General features: G+C 30.4%; 13 protein-coding genes. 8 read left to right on the top strand and 5 right to left on the bottom strand.

Annotation, left to right across the window (positions count from 1 at the left end; genetic code table 11):
* Positions 1 to 2: 2 nt before the first annotated feature.
* Positions 3 to 1,511 (bottom strand): GH3 auxin-responsive promoter family protein, encoded by a 1,509-nt coding sequence (locus tag ACTPNM_RS14775; protein WP_440122556.1) that lies wholly within the window; start codon positions 1,509 to 1,511, stop codon positions 3 to 5.
* A 66-nt stretch (positions 1,512 to 1,577) separates the two neighbouring features.
* Between ACTPNM_RS14775 and ACTPNM_RS14770 the strand changes: the two genes are divergently transcribed.
* A complete protein-coding gene (locus ACTPNM_RS14770) occupies positions 1,578 to 2,372 on the top strand; it encodes a DUF2797 domain-containing protein (RefSeq protein WP_440122554.1) in 795 nt (264 codons plus the stop codon).
* Here the strand turns inward: ACTPNM_RS14770 and ACTPNM_RS14765 are convergent.
* The 4 genes from ACTPNM_RS14765 to ACTPNM_RS14750 form a co-directional block, all read right to left on the bottom strand.
* Positions 2,367 to 2,981, bottom strand: coding sequence for an HD domain-containing protein (locus ACTPNM_RS14765; protein ID WP_440122553.1), 615 nt, complete (start codon positions 2,979 to 2,981; stop codon positions 2,367 to 2,369). The genes ACTPNM_RS14770 and ACTPNM_RS14765 overlap by 6 nt on opposite strands.
* A 42-nt stretch (positions 2,982 to 3,023) precedes the next feature.
* Complete coding sequence (locus tag ACTPNM_RS14760; RefSeq protein ID WP_440122552.1) at positions 3,024 to 5,144, bottom strand: carboxy terminal-processing peptidase; 2,121 nt, start codon at positions 5,142 to 5,144, stop codon at positions 3,024 to 3,026.
* Between the two features lie 75 nt (positions 5,145 to 5,219).
* On the bottom strand, positions 5,220 to 5,384 hold the full coding sequence (locus ACTPNM_RS14755) for a hypothetical protein (RefSeq protein WP_440122551.1): 165 nt from the start codon (positions 5,382 to 5,384) through the stop codon (positions 5,220 to 5,222).
* Positions 5,381 to 5,722: a hypothetical protein gene (locus ACTPNM_RS14750; RefSeq protein ID WP_440122549.1), complete on the bottom strand. Its 342-nt coding sequence runs from the start codon at positions 5,720 to 5,722 to the stop codon at positions 5,381 to 5,383. Before ACTPNM_RS14750 ends, ACTPNM_RS14755 begins: the two co-directional genes overlap by 4 nt.
* Positions 5,723 to 5,837: 115 nt before the next feature.
* Here ACTPNM_RS14750 and surE point away from each other — a divergent pair, with 115 nt between their 5' ends.
* From surE to ACTPNM_RS14715, 7 genes are all read left to right on the top strand, one after another.
* Positions 5,838 to 6,608 (top strand): 5'/3'-nucleotidase SurE, encoded by a 771-nt coding sequence (surE, locus tag ACTPNM_RS14745; protein ID WP_115901697.1) that lies wholly within the window; start codon positions 5,838 to 5,840, stop codon positions 6,606 to 6,608.
* Complete coding sequence (locus ACTPNM_RS14740) at positions 6,596 to 6,883, top strand: hypothetical protein (RefSeq protein ID WP_274639703.1); 288 nt, start codon at positions 6,596 to 6,598, stop codon at positions 6,881 to 6,883. Before surE ends, ACTPNM_RS14740 begins: the two co-directional genes overlap by 13 nt.
* A 9-nt stretch (positions 6,884 to 6,892) precedes the next feature.
* Positions 6,893 to 8,005 (top strand): lipid-A-disaccharide synthase, encoded by a 1,113-nt coding sequence (gene lpxB, locus ACTPNM_RS14735; RefSeq protein ID WP_440122548.1) that lies wholly within the window; start codon positions 6,893 to 6,895, stop codon positions 8,003 to 8,005.
* A gap of 7 nt (positions 8,006 to 8,012) precedes the next feature.
* Positions 8,013 to 8,567 carry a C40 family peptidase gene (locus ACTPNM_RS14730; RefSeq protein WP_440122547.1) on the top strand — a complete coding sequence of 185 codons (555 nt, stop codon included), beginning with the start codon at positions 8,013 to 8,015 and terminating at the stop codon, positions 8,565 to 8,567.
* Positions 8,568 to 8,745: 178 nt separating this feature from the next.
* Entirely contained in the window at positions 8,746 to 9,522 is a 777-nt protein-coding gene (locus tag ACTPNM_RS14725) for a LytR/AlgR family response regulator transcription factor (protein ID WP_440122546.1), read from the top strand.
* A gap of 4 nt (positions 9,523 to 9,526) precedes the next feature.
* On the top strand, positions 9,527 to 11,134 hold the full coding sequence (locus tag ACTPNM_RS14720; RefSeq protein ID WP_440122544.1) for a sensor histidine kinase: 1,608 nt from the start codon (positions 9,527 to 9,529) through the stop codon (positions 11,132 to 11,134).
* 114 nt (positions 11,135 to 11,248) lie between these two features.
* On the top strand, positions 11,249 to 13,753 hold the full coding sequence (locus ACTPNM_RS14715) for a zinc-dependent metalloprotease (protein ID WP_440122543.1): 2,505 nt from the start codon (positions 11,249 to 11,251) through the stop codon (positions 13,751 to 13,753).
* Position 13,754 lies beyond the last annotated feature (1 nt).

The raw sequence follows: 13,754 nt of genomic DNA, 5'->3' as shown, positions 1-13,754 counted from the left end.
GTTTATAATTTCAAAAGTTCCTCAACAAAATCACGACTATTTGATAAACGAGGAATTTTATGTTGTCCACCTAATTTTCCTTTTTCCTTCATCCAATCGTAAAACAAACCTTTACGAGCTAAATGTATTTTAGGCATTGCTAAAGTCATATTATTATAGCGTTTAGCCTCATAGTCAGAATTACAGTTTTTTAAAGCTTTATCTAACTCTTCAGTAAAAAAGGTAAGGTTTTCAGGAGCCTTTTTAAACTCAATAATCCACTCATGTGCACCATTCTCTTTACCATTCATAAAAATAGGACCAACGGTATACTCTTTAATTTCACAGTTAGTTTTATCACTCGCTACTTTTAAAGCATCTTCGGCATTTTCAATAATTAACTCTTCGCCAAAAACATTAATATGATGCTTAGTACGTCCAGTAATTTTTATGCGATAGGGATCAGTTGAGGTAAACTTAACAGTATCTCCTATCAGATAACGCCATAAACCACCATTTGTGGTAATAATAATGGCGTAATTAACATCTTTTTTTACCTCAGAAAGAGGAATAGCTTTAGAGTTTTCTCCATTGTATTCACTCATTGGAATAAACTCATAAAAAATTCCGTAGTCTAGCATTAATAGCATTTCATCAGAATCATTTCGGTCTTGAATAGCAAAAAAACCTTCCGATGCATTATAGGTTTCATAATATTTAAAATCGTCTCTTGGAATGAGTTTCTTATACTGTTCTCTGTATGGATTGAAGTTTATTCCTCCGTGAAAATAAACCTCTAGGTTAGGCCAGACCTCTAAAATATTATCCTTTCCTGTTTTTTCAAGTACTCTATTTAATAAAACTAACATCCAAGAAGGAACACCAACTAAGCTTGTAATATTTTCATGAATAGTTTCATTAATAATAGCTTCCATTTTTGTTTCCCACTCACTCATTAAAGCAGTTTCTTGCCTTGGAGCTGAGCTAAAGTCTGCCCAAAAAGGCATATTTTCAATAATGATTGCAGATAAATCACCAAAATAAGTGTTGTTGTCTTCATATACAGCAGAACTTCCACCTAAACGTAGTCCCTTACCAGTAAAAAGTTTTGCGTTTTCGTTATTGTTTATATATAAACATAACATGTCTTTTCCTGCTTTAAAATGACAATATTCAATAGCTTCATCACTTACAGGAATAAATTTGCTCTTTGCATTAGTAGTACCACTTGATTTTGCAAACCAACGTATAGGCGTAGGCCAAAATAAATTTTGTTCTCCTTTTCTACAACGCTCAATAAGTGGTTCAATACTTTCATAACGTTGAATGGGAACACTGTTAGCGAAGTCAGCATAACTTTTAATTGAAGAGAAATCTTGTTGTTTTCCAAATTCTGTATTCTTAGCAGCACTTACAAGCTTTAGTAATAGCTCATTCTGAACATCAATAGGATATTTTAAAAACAATTCTACTTGATGTTTACGCTTTTTTAAGAACCAAGAAATGATGGAATTTATAAATGGAAACGTCATAGATTAACTCTTAATTCAATTTTTTTACTGTAATTTTGTGAAGCTAAATGTAACAAAATTTAAGACATGCAATACCAAGGAGTTTTAAAAAAAATGCCTACTGAAAATTTAAGTACAGTTCAATACTATTTAGATATGAGAGGTGATTTTTTGAATATTAATCAGTTATTGAATAAGGAGCTAACCTTAAGTTTTGTTACTTACGAGTGTTTAAACTGCCATTTAGAAAAAAAAATCTACCGTCAAGGTTTTTGTAAAAAATGCTTTTTTGAAACTCCAACAGCTGGTGATTGGATAATGCGTCCTGAATTAAGTAAAGCGCATTTAGGAGAAGAGGATAGAGATTTGGAGTACGAAAAAAAGGTACAATTGCAACCACATATAGTGTATTTAGCAAACTCAAGTAACGTAAAGGTGGGAGTAACCAGAAAACAACAAGTACCAACTCGTTGGATAGATCAAGGGGCACATGAAGCCATTGAAATTGTTGAGGTACCGAATCGTTATTTAGCAGGAATTACCGAAGTCGCCTTAAAAGAGCATGTTGCTGATAAGACAAATTGGAGAACCATGCTAAAGAATGATATTAAGGATGAAAACTTAGTAGAATGGAGAGAAAAGTTACAAGAGTTTATACCTGATGAAGCTAAAGAATACTACATAGCTAATAATACTGAAACGAATATTCAGTTTCCAGTTGAAAAGTTTCCTAAAAAACCTAAAAGCTTAAATTTAGAAAAGGAAGAAACATACACAGGTAAATTGGTAGGTATTAAAGGACAATACTTAATATTTGAGGATGAAACAGTGTTTAATGTTCGTTCTAATGAAGGGTTAGTAGTTAAAATTGAGCTTTTATAACAGCTCAATTTCTCTTTGAATATTTATACGAGCAGTTTCTTCAAACTTTAGATAAAAATATTCTGTTTTAAATATATTTTTCATCGTTAAAAAATGCTGTAATGCTTTTTTTCTCCCTGAGTTATAAATCACACTAGGATAAATGGCATATTCTTTTCGTACATTTTTATAATACTGAGTATATACTTCCCAATCTTGTCCTAAGATAGATAAATCAGCATCAGTAAAATAGTTAGTATCTGAATCTTCAGAGGTTTTATGAGATTTAGTAGCTAATATTTGAGAATAACAATTTTCTATAATTTCGTTTGGTACTGAAAGTTGTTTCATTCTTTTAATAGCTAATTCAGCGCTTTTTTCTTCATTATTACTTTTTAAAGAGTTGTAGATAATATCATGATAAAACAACGTGAATAAAATTGTGTTCCAATGGTTTACTTCAGTTTTTATTGGAGTAAGTTGAAAAAGTAAACTCTCAAGATGTTCCAATGTATGATAGTATCTCTTTTTATCAGAATAACTCTCAACAACTTCTTGCCATAACAGGATGTTAAGGTTGTTATCGTTTGAGTAAGTAGCTAACAAGTTTAAAAAAGTATTTTTTAGCATAAAATGAGTAAAAAAGAAAAAGGGTTCATTTGAACCCTTTTTTTAATGTTTTACAGCAACATGGTTGTTGTTCATTTTTAATTCGCTTAGTACGTTTAGCGCTTCATTTATGTAAATATCTTTCTGAAGATTTTTATGCCATGCAATACGTTTTTCTTCTAAAACAGTATCCTTTTTAAATAGGTTTAACTCGTACTTAGGAGAAACAAATGTTAAGTGTGAATCAAATTTAAAAATATCTTTAAATTGTTCTCCTTCTTTAGTTTTAGCTTCACTTTCCTTTTTAAAGGCGTCATAGTTTAAAGAATAGACTCTTTCGTCTTGGTTTTTCTTTAACCACTTAGCATAGTCATTTATTTTATTAAATTTTTCGTTGTTCATTACACGTTGCTTACTATTGTAAACAACATCTGCAAAATTACTATATGAGTTTGTAGTGGTATATTTAGCTTGTTGTACCTTATCCCAAGGTAAAGCACCATCTAAATCACGTTCTCCAAAATCCATATAACTATATCTGGTAGGTAAAGAAATATCAGAATAAACTCCTTCAATTTGAGTAGAACCACCATTGATTCTATAGAATTTTTGAATGGTCATTTTTAAAGCTCCTAAATCATTAGGATATTGCTCATAAAAACGGTTTATAGGTAACACATTTTGTACAGTTCCTTTACCGTAAGTTTGCTTACCACCAATAATAACACCACGTTTATAATCTTGCATTGCTGCAGCAAAAATTTCAGAAGCAGAAGCAGAAAATTCATTTACCATCACTACTAATGGCCCTTCCCATTGAATTTTAGGATCAGTGTCAACCTTTACTAAAGGATCCTCACCACGATATTTAACTTGAACAATTGGCCCTTTATTGATAAACAAACCACCAATTTCAATAGCTGTTTTTAAAGAACCACCTCCGTTATCACGTAAATCAACAATTAAACCTTGAACATCTTCTTCTTTCAAACGCTCAATTTCTTTTTCCATGTCTTTTGCTGCATCTCTACGGCTTAAGTCGTTGAAATCTATATAAAATCTAGGAAGGTTAATGACTCCATATTTTTTACCATTTTTTTCAACTATACTTGACTTTACAAAAGTTTCTTCAAGTTCAACTACATCTCTAATAATTGGAATAACTTTAATAGAACCATCAATCTTTTTCTTTACGGTTAAACGAACTTCTGTTCCTTTTTTTCCTTTGATGAATTTAATAGCATCATCCAAACGCATTCCAACAATATCCAAAGGTTCCTCATCTCCTTGAGCAACTTTTAAAATAATATCGTCAGCCTCTAACTCACCTTGTTTCCATGCAGGTCCTCCAGAAATTAATTCAACAATGTGAGTGTAAATACCTTTTTTCTGTAAACGAGCTCCAATACCTTCTAATTTACCAGACATCTCTTGGTCGAAACGTGTTTTAATTCGAGGAGACATATAAGTTGTATGCGGATCAAAACCGCTTACTACGCTATTTAAAAACGTAGAATACCAGTCAGAGTTTTCAAGTTCACCTATACGCATGTACAAGTCGTCCATGTTTTTTAAGACTTTTTTTCGTGCTTCAGCCTCTAAAACTTTAAAACTTTTCTTTTTAAAGCTCTTATCTTTTTTAGCCTTCTCGTTTTGTTGATTTTCAGCGTCTTCAATATTGCTTAAAATCGATAATTTTAATTGCTTCCTCCAATAATCAATTAACTCGGTTTCGTTTTTAGCATACGGAACTTTGTCGTAATCAATATCAATAACTTCCTTTTTCTTATAGTTAAAAGGTTGCTTTAATAAAGAACGATAGGTCTTTTTACCTGACTCCATCTTTTCTAAAAAACGTTTATATACTAATTTGTAAAAATCAATATTCGATTCTCTTAGTTGATTATCTATTTGATACTTGTATTGAGAAAACTCTTTTAAATCTTCTTGAGTAAAATAACGCTTACTAGGATCTAAACCATCAATAAATGTAGTATATACATGTTCAGAAAAATCGTCGTTTAACTTTTTTTGAACGTAATGGTACCTACTTAAAATATTTTTTAAAACATAAACAATAACACGGTCTTTTTCAGGATCGTTATTTGGAAGCGTATTCGAACTAACAGAGTTAGAAAATAAAAGGGTGATTGCTAAAAATGGTATAATAAACTTCGTCTTCATAAAACCTTCTGTCTTTTTAATTTGTGTTGAGTCGTTGTGTTGCTAAGCTACTAAAATAATGCCAATTTTTTAGTTTTATTGCTTTTTATAAATGCCTCTAAAAACTTCTTTAGTCTTTTTAAGGTCTTCATTAAGAAAATTCCAAACTTGAGTTACAGAACCATCTTTGTTCTTTGTCCAAGTAATCTGATTGTAATAATTGCCTTTTTCATTTTTTACAAGATCACTTTTTAAAGTCATAGAATTATCTTTAAAACTAGTGAAAAACCAGTGTTATCAATCCAAACTTGGTTCCAAGTATTATCTGTTTTGTTATAATAGTTGTAACTGGTTCCTTGACTTTTTGATGTTTTAGAACTCCAATTTTCTTGAATAGCACAAGCATTAGGCGTTTTTATAACGTTGTTATGACCAATTAATTTTCCTTGTGTATTATAAACATTCCAATTTCCAATCCAAAAATCAAACTGGGTATAGTTTAATTCACTACAAGGTTTTGTAGGGGGATTTTGAGCAGAAATAATTGAAAAAAAAGAAGAAATAACAAAAACTGTAACATAAACAATAATCCGTACCATAACGTTTGAGTTTGATTACCACAATTTTACACATAAAATGAACCAATCTGTCTTTACAAAATGTTAAAAATAGAATCCTTTTTTTATGTTACATTTGTTGTAAAACTTACTTACTATGCAAGATAGACCTTTGATTTTAGTTACGAATGATGATGGAATTACTGCTCCTGGTATTCGTATGTTAATTGAAATTATGAATAAAATTGGAGATGTAGTTGTAGTTGCACCTGATAGTCCGCAAAGTGGAATGGGGCATGCTATTACTGTGAATAACGTGTTACACTGTAACCCAATTACTATTGATGAAGGTCCACAAATAGAGTACAGTTGTTCGGGTACTCCTGCTGATTGCGTTAAAATGGCAAAAAATGAAATTTTAAATCGTACACCAGATTTATGTGTTTCAGGAATTAATCATGGAGCAAACTCATCAATTAATGTAATTTATTCAGGAACTATGAGCGCTGCTGTTGAGGCTGGTATTGAAGGGATTCCTGCAATAGGTTTTTCTTTATTAGATTTCGATTGGCATGCCGATTTTAGAGCAGCACGTAAGTTTATCGAAAAAATAGCGTTAAATGTTTTGTTAAATGGATTACCAGATGGTGTAATTTTAAACGTAAACATTCCTAAGTTAAAAGAAGACGAAATAAAAGGAGTTCGTATATGTAGACAGGCGAATGGATATTGGAAAGAAACGTTTGATAAACGTAAAAGTCCTTTTGGGAAAGAGTATTATTGGCTCTCTGGAGAGTTTATTAATAGAGATAAAGGACAAGATACTGATATTTGGGCGTTAGAAAATGGTTTTATATCTGTAGTACCTGTTCAATTTGATATGACAGCACATCACGCAATTCAAAAACTACACACATGGGACATATAAAAAAAGAGATATTGATAGGAATTATAGTCTCATTGTTGGCAACAACTTGTGGGTTTTTTATTTATTTAGAGTATATCTCAGAACTTAGTATTTCTGAAACTATTACTACAATAAAAGAAGGAGGAGTATTGGGGTCTGTAATAGCTTTAGCAGCGATACCTAATTTATTTGTTTTTTGGGTATTTTTAAAGAAGAAACAAGATTATAGAGCAAGAGGAGTATTAATAACTACAATTGCTGTAGCTTTATTAACAGCATTTTTAAAGTTTTTCTAATTTTAATACATGAAATATTACATTCTTGTAGGTGAAGCTTCGGGTGATTTACACGGAGCCAATTTAATGAAGGCCTTGTTCAAGGAAGACCCAAAAGCTGATATTCGTTTTTGGGGAGGAGACCTAATGCAAGAAGTTGGAGGTACACTTGTTAAGCATTATAAAGAGCGTGCTTTTATGGGGTTTGTTGAGGTGTTGATGAACTTACGTAAGATTTTAGGAATGATTTCTTTTTGTAAAAAAGACATTGCTCAATTCAATCCTGATGTAATTATTTTCATTGATAACTCAGGTTTTAATCTTCGTATTGCTAAATGGGCAAAAAAGCAAGGTTTTAGAACCAACTATTATATTTCACCTCAAGTTTGGGCAAGTAGAGCTGGTAGAGTTAAAGATATTAAGCGAGATATCGACCAAATGTTTGTAATTCTTCCGTTTGAAAAAGAGTTTTATAATAAGCATGGTTATAATGTTAATTTTGTAGGACATCCTTTAATTGATGGAATTGCTGGAAGAGAACAAGTTTCTATCGAAAAGTTTAGGAAAGAACATAACTTGGGACATAAAGAGGTTATAGCATTGTTACCAGGAAGTAGAAAGCAAGAAATAACAAAAATGTTATCAGTAATGCTTTCGTTGGTAAAGAATTTTCCACAATATCAGTTTGTAGTGGCTGGAGCACCAAGTCAATCTTACGAGTTTTATCAAGAAATAATTGGAGATTCAAATGTGAAATTCATTAATAATAAAACGTATGATTTATTAAGTATTTCACATGCTGCTTTGGTAGCGTCAGGAACAGCAACTTTAGAAACAGCTTTGTTTAAAGTGCCTCAAGTAGTGTGCTATAAAGGAAGCAACATTTCATATCAAATAGCCAAACGAATAATAACATTAAAATACATATCGTTAGTTAATTTAATAATGGATAGAGAAGTGGTAAAAGAATTGATACAAAATGATTTTACCAAAGAAAATTTGCAATACGAATTAACACGTATTTTAGAACCAGAGCATCGTCAGCAATTGTTTTTGTCATACTTTGATTTGGAACAAAAATTAGGAGGAAAAGGAGCCTCTGCAAAAACAGCAAAGTTGATTGTTGCTGGATTAAAAAAGTAAAAATAGCATGATAAAAAAAGTCTTCTTTATATGTATGGTATCATTTTTAATGATTTCTTGTGGATCATCAAAAAATGTTAGCACGACTTATCAAAAAAGAGCTTCAATAGTTAACCCTAAAAAAGTAGAAGTTACAGATACTAAAACCAGTGAAACATTAACAAAAAAAGAGGATGTAACCGTTGCAGATAAAATTGTATGGACCGCAGTAACTTATAAAGGAGTGCCATATCGTTTTGGAGGAATGACTAAAAGAGGAATGGATTGTTCTGGATTAATTTTCACATCGTTTAAACAACGAAATGTATCCATAGCAAGAACATCGCACCAAATGTACGTACAAGGAGAAAACATTTCATTACGAGAGGTTCAAAGAGGAGATTTACTATTTTTTAAAACTTCAAGAAAAAGGGGGAGAGTAAATCATGTTGGGTTAGTAACTTCTGTTGATAATGGAGATATCCGTTTTATTCACTCAACCACTTCACGAGGTGTGATTGTAACCTCGCTTCATGAAAATTATTGGAAACGCGCTTTTATTAAAGCGAAGAGGGTGCTGTAATAATCGTTAAGCCAAGTTTTAACTTCCATAATTAACACTAAAGTGGATTTCTTTATTGTGTGTTGTTTGTCTTTCAGCTAAAAAGTAACTGTTTATAAGTTAGCATAAATATAACTTTTAATTAAAGATGAAAATAATTTAATACTTTTGAGCATACCTCTTAAAACTTAATTTAGAAATGAAGACATTGGATGTAGTTATTATAGAAGATGAAGATTTAGCGGCATCTTCTCTAGAGAATTTATTACTTAAAAGTCCATATCCAATTTCTGTAAAAAGGCGGTTGGAAAGTGTTGAAGATTCAATTCTTTGGCTTCAAAAAAACACTTGTGACTTAATTTTAAGTGACATTCACCTTGGCGATGGTTATAGTTTCGAAATTTTTGAGAGTTTGAAAACTTCAATTCCTATTATTTTTACAACAGCTTTTGATGAGTATGCAATTAAGTCTTTTCAATTTTTTGCAATAGATTATTTATTAAAGCCCTATAGTGAAGAGTTACTTAATAAAGCTATAGAAAAATACATAAACCTTCATGAAAATAAAGGATATACCAATAAGCTAGAACAATTACTATTACAAATGAATAGTAGAATACAGCATCAAAAAGAAAAAGAACGTTTTTTAGTGTCAAAAGGAAGTTTATCAATTTCTATACAAAGAGAAGATGTAGCTTATTTTATGGCGCAAGGAAAATACTTATTCTTGTTTACCTTTGATAGTGAAAGTTACCTTTATGACGGAACAATTTCTAGTTTAGAAGAAGAGTTATCAGAAAAATATTTTTTCAAGATTAATAGGAAATACATTATTCAGCATTCTGCAATTAAAAACATTTCTAAATATAGTAATAATCGTATAAAAATAGACTTACAACCTAGTTTGCAAGTGGAGGAAATGTTATTGGTGAGCGCGCAAAGAATAAAAGACTTTAAAAACTGGTTAGATAATTAGTTTTATGAAGTTCTTGTTAAAAAAAAGAAAGCATCAATATTACCTTTTAGTAGGTGTATTGTTAATGGTGTTATTTTTTATTGGATATAGATTAATAACTAATAAGATAACTTCAGAAGCAGAAGGCTTGATAGAGGTTGTTATAAAGCAGTATGCAAAGGAAAAGGAAAGTATTTTGCAATTTGACTTTAACGACTTTAATAAGTTTATTGTAGATACTCAGAAAATTATTGAAAGTAGTGCTGATTCAGATAGAAGTGAGCTTAAAAATAGATTGCTTTTTAATAGTGAGTTAGCTTTTTCTGAAGAAAACATAGATGTAAGCTTTGTTTATTTTTTGGAGGATAAAGAGGTTTTAGATTCTTACTTTTTTGGTAGCATCAATGTTAGTAAAAATGTATTAGAAAAAATAAAATCTCTTGAAGATAAAAATCAAGTTTTTGATACAGTTTTAAATTTAGGAGGTAAAACATATTACCGAAAGATTATTAAATATCAATTGCAAGATGGCGCTTTTGTTGTTTTTGGTTATGATATTAACTTGTTAAAATACTGGAATTATTTTTCACAAAAATATAGTGGAAAAGGAGGGTATGTTACTTTAACGAATAATGAAGGTGTTTGTATGCTACATCCTGAAATAGGGTATATAGGAAAGCGTGAGACTTCTTTTTTTGATAAAGTCTCGTTGAATAAGGTTATGAAAAACTTTGAACGGGAAGATTACAAAAAGAAAAAACAAGTTAAAGTAGCTGCAATTTCTGAATATTTGAAATTGGAGGTGATGCGCTATTATGATGTTATACAGGTGGGTAATTCTGAATTAATTTTAATAACAAGCTTTCCTTTAAATATTTTTATTAAAGAGTCAGTAAATAATATAAAGCAGTATTTACTTTGGATGAGTTTATTGGCATTATTAACCTTTATGTTAATATTGACTTTTTCCCGAAGTCAATTAAGAAGTCAGCACTTAAAAACACTTCAGTATGAGCAAGAAAGAAAACGATTAGCTATAAGTAATGAACAATATCAACAAAAAAACGCACGATTACAGTTAAGTCAGTTACGAAAAAAGTTAAACCCTCATTTTTTATTCAACACATTAAATTCTTTACATGTTTTAATAGGATTAGATAAAACAATGTCTCAACAGTTTGTTCTAAAGCTTTCTGAAGTTTATAGATACTTATTAAAAGACAGAGAAGCTAATTTTGCTACTGTTAAAGAAGAATTATACTTTTTAGAACAATATTTCTTTTTGCAAAAAATCAGATTTAATAATAGTATAAACTTAAGTATTATAGATAATAGTAAAGATAAAGCACTGTTGAAGAAGATTCCTTTTTTAGCATTAGAAACATTATTGGAAAATGCTATTAAGCATAATGAAATAACAAAAAAGACCCCCCTTTTCGTTAAAATTTTAATTGAAAAGGATGTAATTGTAGTTAGTAACAATTATAATCCAAGAAAAGGTGAAAAAGAAGCAAGCTATAGTGTGGGTTTGAATTATTTGAATAATTTTTATGCATTTTATAGTGTAAATTCATTTAAGACAGGAATAATTGAAGGTGAATTTAAATGTTATCTTCCTTTATTATCAAAATAATAAAATTCACTCCTTAAAAAAACTACTTCACTCTTATTTAATTTTTAAAACGCATCTTCAGTTCTACATTTGGTTTCTTGTTAATCAAAATAATTTAAGAAGGGTTATTCTCAAATGAAGTATGTTAATTTAAAAACGCTTAGTTTACTTTTTGTAATTTTTACGACTTCTGTTTTTGCACAAAAAAAAGAAGAAAAGAAAGATTCTATAAAAGATAGTGGTAGTGTATCTTATTCCAAATTAAAAAAAGAAGGAAGTAAAAAAGAGGGATTGTTTAATGTTTATAGATTAAAAGAAGATATCTATTTTGAAATACCAGATTCATTATTCTCAAAAGACTTTTTAATTGTCAATAAAGTTTCTCAAGTTCCTTATGCACTAAACGGACACGGACTAAATAAAGGGATGGCTTATGAAACTAAATTAATTAGATTTTATAAAGATACAGTATTAAATAAGGTTTGGGTAAAAACAATTAACCCAAGAGTAACTTCGCCAAAAAATAATGCAATTACACTTTCGGTACATGATAATTTTGGGGAATCTATTATAGAGGAGTTTAAAATCGAGTCTGAAAACAAAAAGAAAACAACAGCATTAATCAAAGTAAACAGGGTTTTTAACGGAAAAGATAAAAGTTTTAATGATTTATTGTCAAATATTGGTTTGGGAGGTAGTATTAAAACAAAATTATCTAAGGTTGAGAAAGTAAAAACTTTCTCTAAAAACATAGTAGTAAAATCTCTTTTAACAACTTCTGTGTCTGAAGGGAAAAGTGCAGCACTACCTTTATCTATTGGAGTTACGACGAATATAGTTTTGTTGCCAACCAATATAATGAAGCCTCGTTTTGGAGATAAAAGAATAGGGTACTTTAGTAAGTCAATGGATTATTATTCTGATAGTCAGCATGAAGTAGAACATCGAGAATTAATTACACGTTGGAGGCTTGAACCCAAAAAAGAAGATATCGAAAGATATAAAAAAGGTGAATTAGTAATTCCCAAAAAACAAATAGTGTATTATATAGATCCTGCAACACCAAAAAGATGGATACCATATATTGAAAATGGAGTTTATGATTGGAATAAAGCTTTTGAACAGGCAGGGTTTAAAAACGCAGTAGTTGTAAAACAAGTTACCAAAGAAGATGAAAATTTTGATATTGATGATGTTCGTTATTCGGTAATTACCTACGTAGCTTCAGAAAGACAAAACGCTATGGGGCCATCAATAGTAGATCCTAGAAGTGGAGAAATTTTAGAGTCAGATATCATTTGGTGGCATAATTTAATGAAAGGGCTACACCAATGGATTCGTGTACAAACAGGACCTATAAACCCAGAAGCAAGAGCTAATGTTTTTTCAGATGAAATAATGGGAGAGTCTATAAGGTTTGTATCCTCTCATGAAGTAGGTCATACCTTTGGATTAAAGCATAATATGGGAGCATCATTTAGTTATCCGGTAGATTCGTTGAGATCAGCCAGTTTTACTAAAAAAATGGGAGGAACGGCGCCATCTATAATGGATTATGCACGATACAATTACGTTGCACAACCTGGAGATAAAGTAACAGAAGTTAGCCCGAAAATAGGAGTTTACGATAAGTATGCTATTAACTGGGGGTACCGTTGGTTAGATGGGAAAACACCTCATGAAGAGTTGCCAATTTTAAACCAGTGGATAAGAAAACATGAAAATGATCCATTATATTTTTATGGTCCACAGCAAAGAAAAGTTATAGACCCAAGGTCTCAAAGTGAAGATTTAGGTAATGATGCTGTAAAAGCAAGTGAGTACGGGCTGAAAAATTTACAAAGAATTGTACCAAACATTTTAAGATGGACAAAAGAGGAAGGGAAAGATTATTATAGAGCGTCTAAGTTATATAAAGCAGTTATAGATCAATGGGTGCTATACAATAATCATGTTATGGCAAATATAGGAGGGATTTATATTAACAATACTATTTACGGTGATAATAAAAATACCTTTGTACCAGTCCCTGTAGAAGTTCAAAAAAAATCATTAGAGTATATAATAAGTAAAGCAATTTTACCACAAAAATGGCTGTTTACTCCTGATTTAATTCATAAAGTATATCCTGTAAGAGATGCACCAGATGGAGAACGGTTTTACTCTCCAGTCTCTATGCATCGAGCCTATCAGACAAACATGATTTTCCGTCTTGTTGAGACAGATAGATTAATGCGAATTACAGAAAACAAAGTGTTAATGTCTGATGATAAAAAAGCTTTTACAGAAGAGTACTTATTCGATGAACTTTTTAAAGCAGTTTTTAAGAAAACAATTAATAATAAAGTTTTAGACATGTTTGATCGTATGACTCAAAAAAACTATGTAGACGTATTAACTGTAGATAGAAACATATTATTAAAGAAAACAAAACAAACAACATTAACAAGCGAACAGAAGGGTTTTAAAAATGTACACTTTACTTACATACCTAGAGTATCAGATGCTGGTTCAAATAAAAGAGCAGAATTAGAAAGAATCTTAAAATTATTGAAAAAGAAAAGAAAGAAAGGAGATAAGGCTACTCAAAATCACTACAATGATTTAATAGCTAGAATAGAGTATAATTTGAATAATTAAG

The organism is Tenacibaculum sp. Ill (assembly GCF_051938915.1).
In the GTDB taxonomy this organism is placed as follows: domain Bacteria; phylum Bacteroidota; class Bacteroidia; order Flavobacteriales; family Flavobacteriaceae; genus Polaribacter; species Polaribacter larymnensis.
This window is presented reverse-complemented; position numbering and strand designations above follow the sequence as displayed.

What these genes read in the sequence shown, in the direction of transcription:
- ACTPNM_RS14725 (WP_440122546.1), top strand. Translation starts at nt 8,746, where the DNA reads ATGAAGACATTGGATGTAGTTATTATAGAAGATGAAGATTTAGCGGCA.
- lpxB (WP_440122548.1), top strand. Translation starts at nt 6,893, where the DNA reads ATGAAATATTACATTCTTGTAGGTGAAGCTTCGGGTGATTTACACGGA.
- ACTPNM_RS14715 (WP_440122543.1), top strand. Translation starts at nt 11,249, where the DNA reads ATGAAGTATGTTAATTTAAAAACGCTTAGTTTACTTTTTGTAATTTTT.
- ACTPNM_RS14760 (WP_440122552.1), bottom strand. Translation starts at nt 5,144, where the DNA reads ATGAAGACGAAGTTTATTATACCATTTTTAGCAATCACCCTTTTATTT.
- ACTPNM_RS14730 (WP_440122547.1), top strand. Translation starts at nt 8,013, where the DNA reads ATGATAAAAAAAGTCTTCTTTATATGTATGGTATCATTTTTAATGATT.
- ACTPNM_RS14775 (WP_440122556.1), bottom strand. Translation starts at nt 1,511, where the DNA reads ATGACGTTTCCATTTATAAATTCCATCATTTCTTGGTTCTTAAAAAAG.
- ACTPNM_RS14740 (WP_274639703.1), top strand. Translation starts at nt 6,596, where the DNA reads ATGGGACATATAAAAAAAGAGATATTGATAGGAATTATAGTCTCATTG.
- ACTPNM_RS14765 (WP_440122553.1), bottom strand. Translation starts at nt 2,981, where the DNA reads ATGCTAAAAAATACTTTTTTAAACTTGTTAGCTACTTACTCAAACGAT.
- ACTPNM_RS14755 (WP_440122551.1), bottom strand. Translation starts at nt 5,384, where the DNA reads ATGACTTTAAAAAGTGATCTTGTAAAAAATGAAAAAGGCAATTATTAC.
- surE (WP_115901697.1), top strand. Translation starts at nt 5,838, where the DNA reads ATGCAAGATAGACCTTTGATTTTAGTTACGAATGATGATGGAATTACT.
- ACTPNM_RS14720 (WP_440122544.1), top strand. Translation starts at nt 9,527, where the DNA reads ATGAAGTTCTTGTTAAAAAAAAGAAAGCATCAATATTACCTTTTAGTA.
- ACTPNM_RS14750 (WP_440122549.1), bottom strand. Translation starts at nt 5,722, where the DNA reads ATGGTACGGATTATTGTTTATGTTACAGTTTTTGTTATTTCTTCTTTT.
- ACTPNM_RS14770 (WP_440122554.1), top strand. Translation starts at nt 1,578, where the DNA reads ATGCAATACCAAGGAGTTTTAAAAAAAATGCCTACTGAAAATTTAAGT.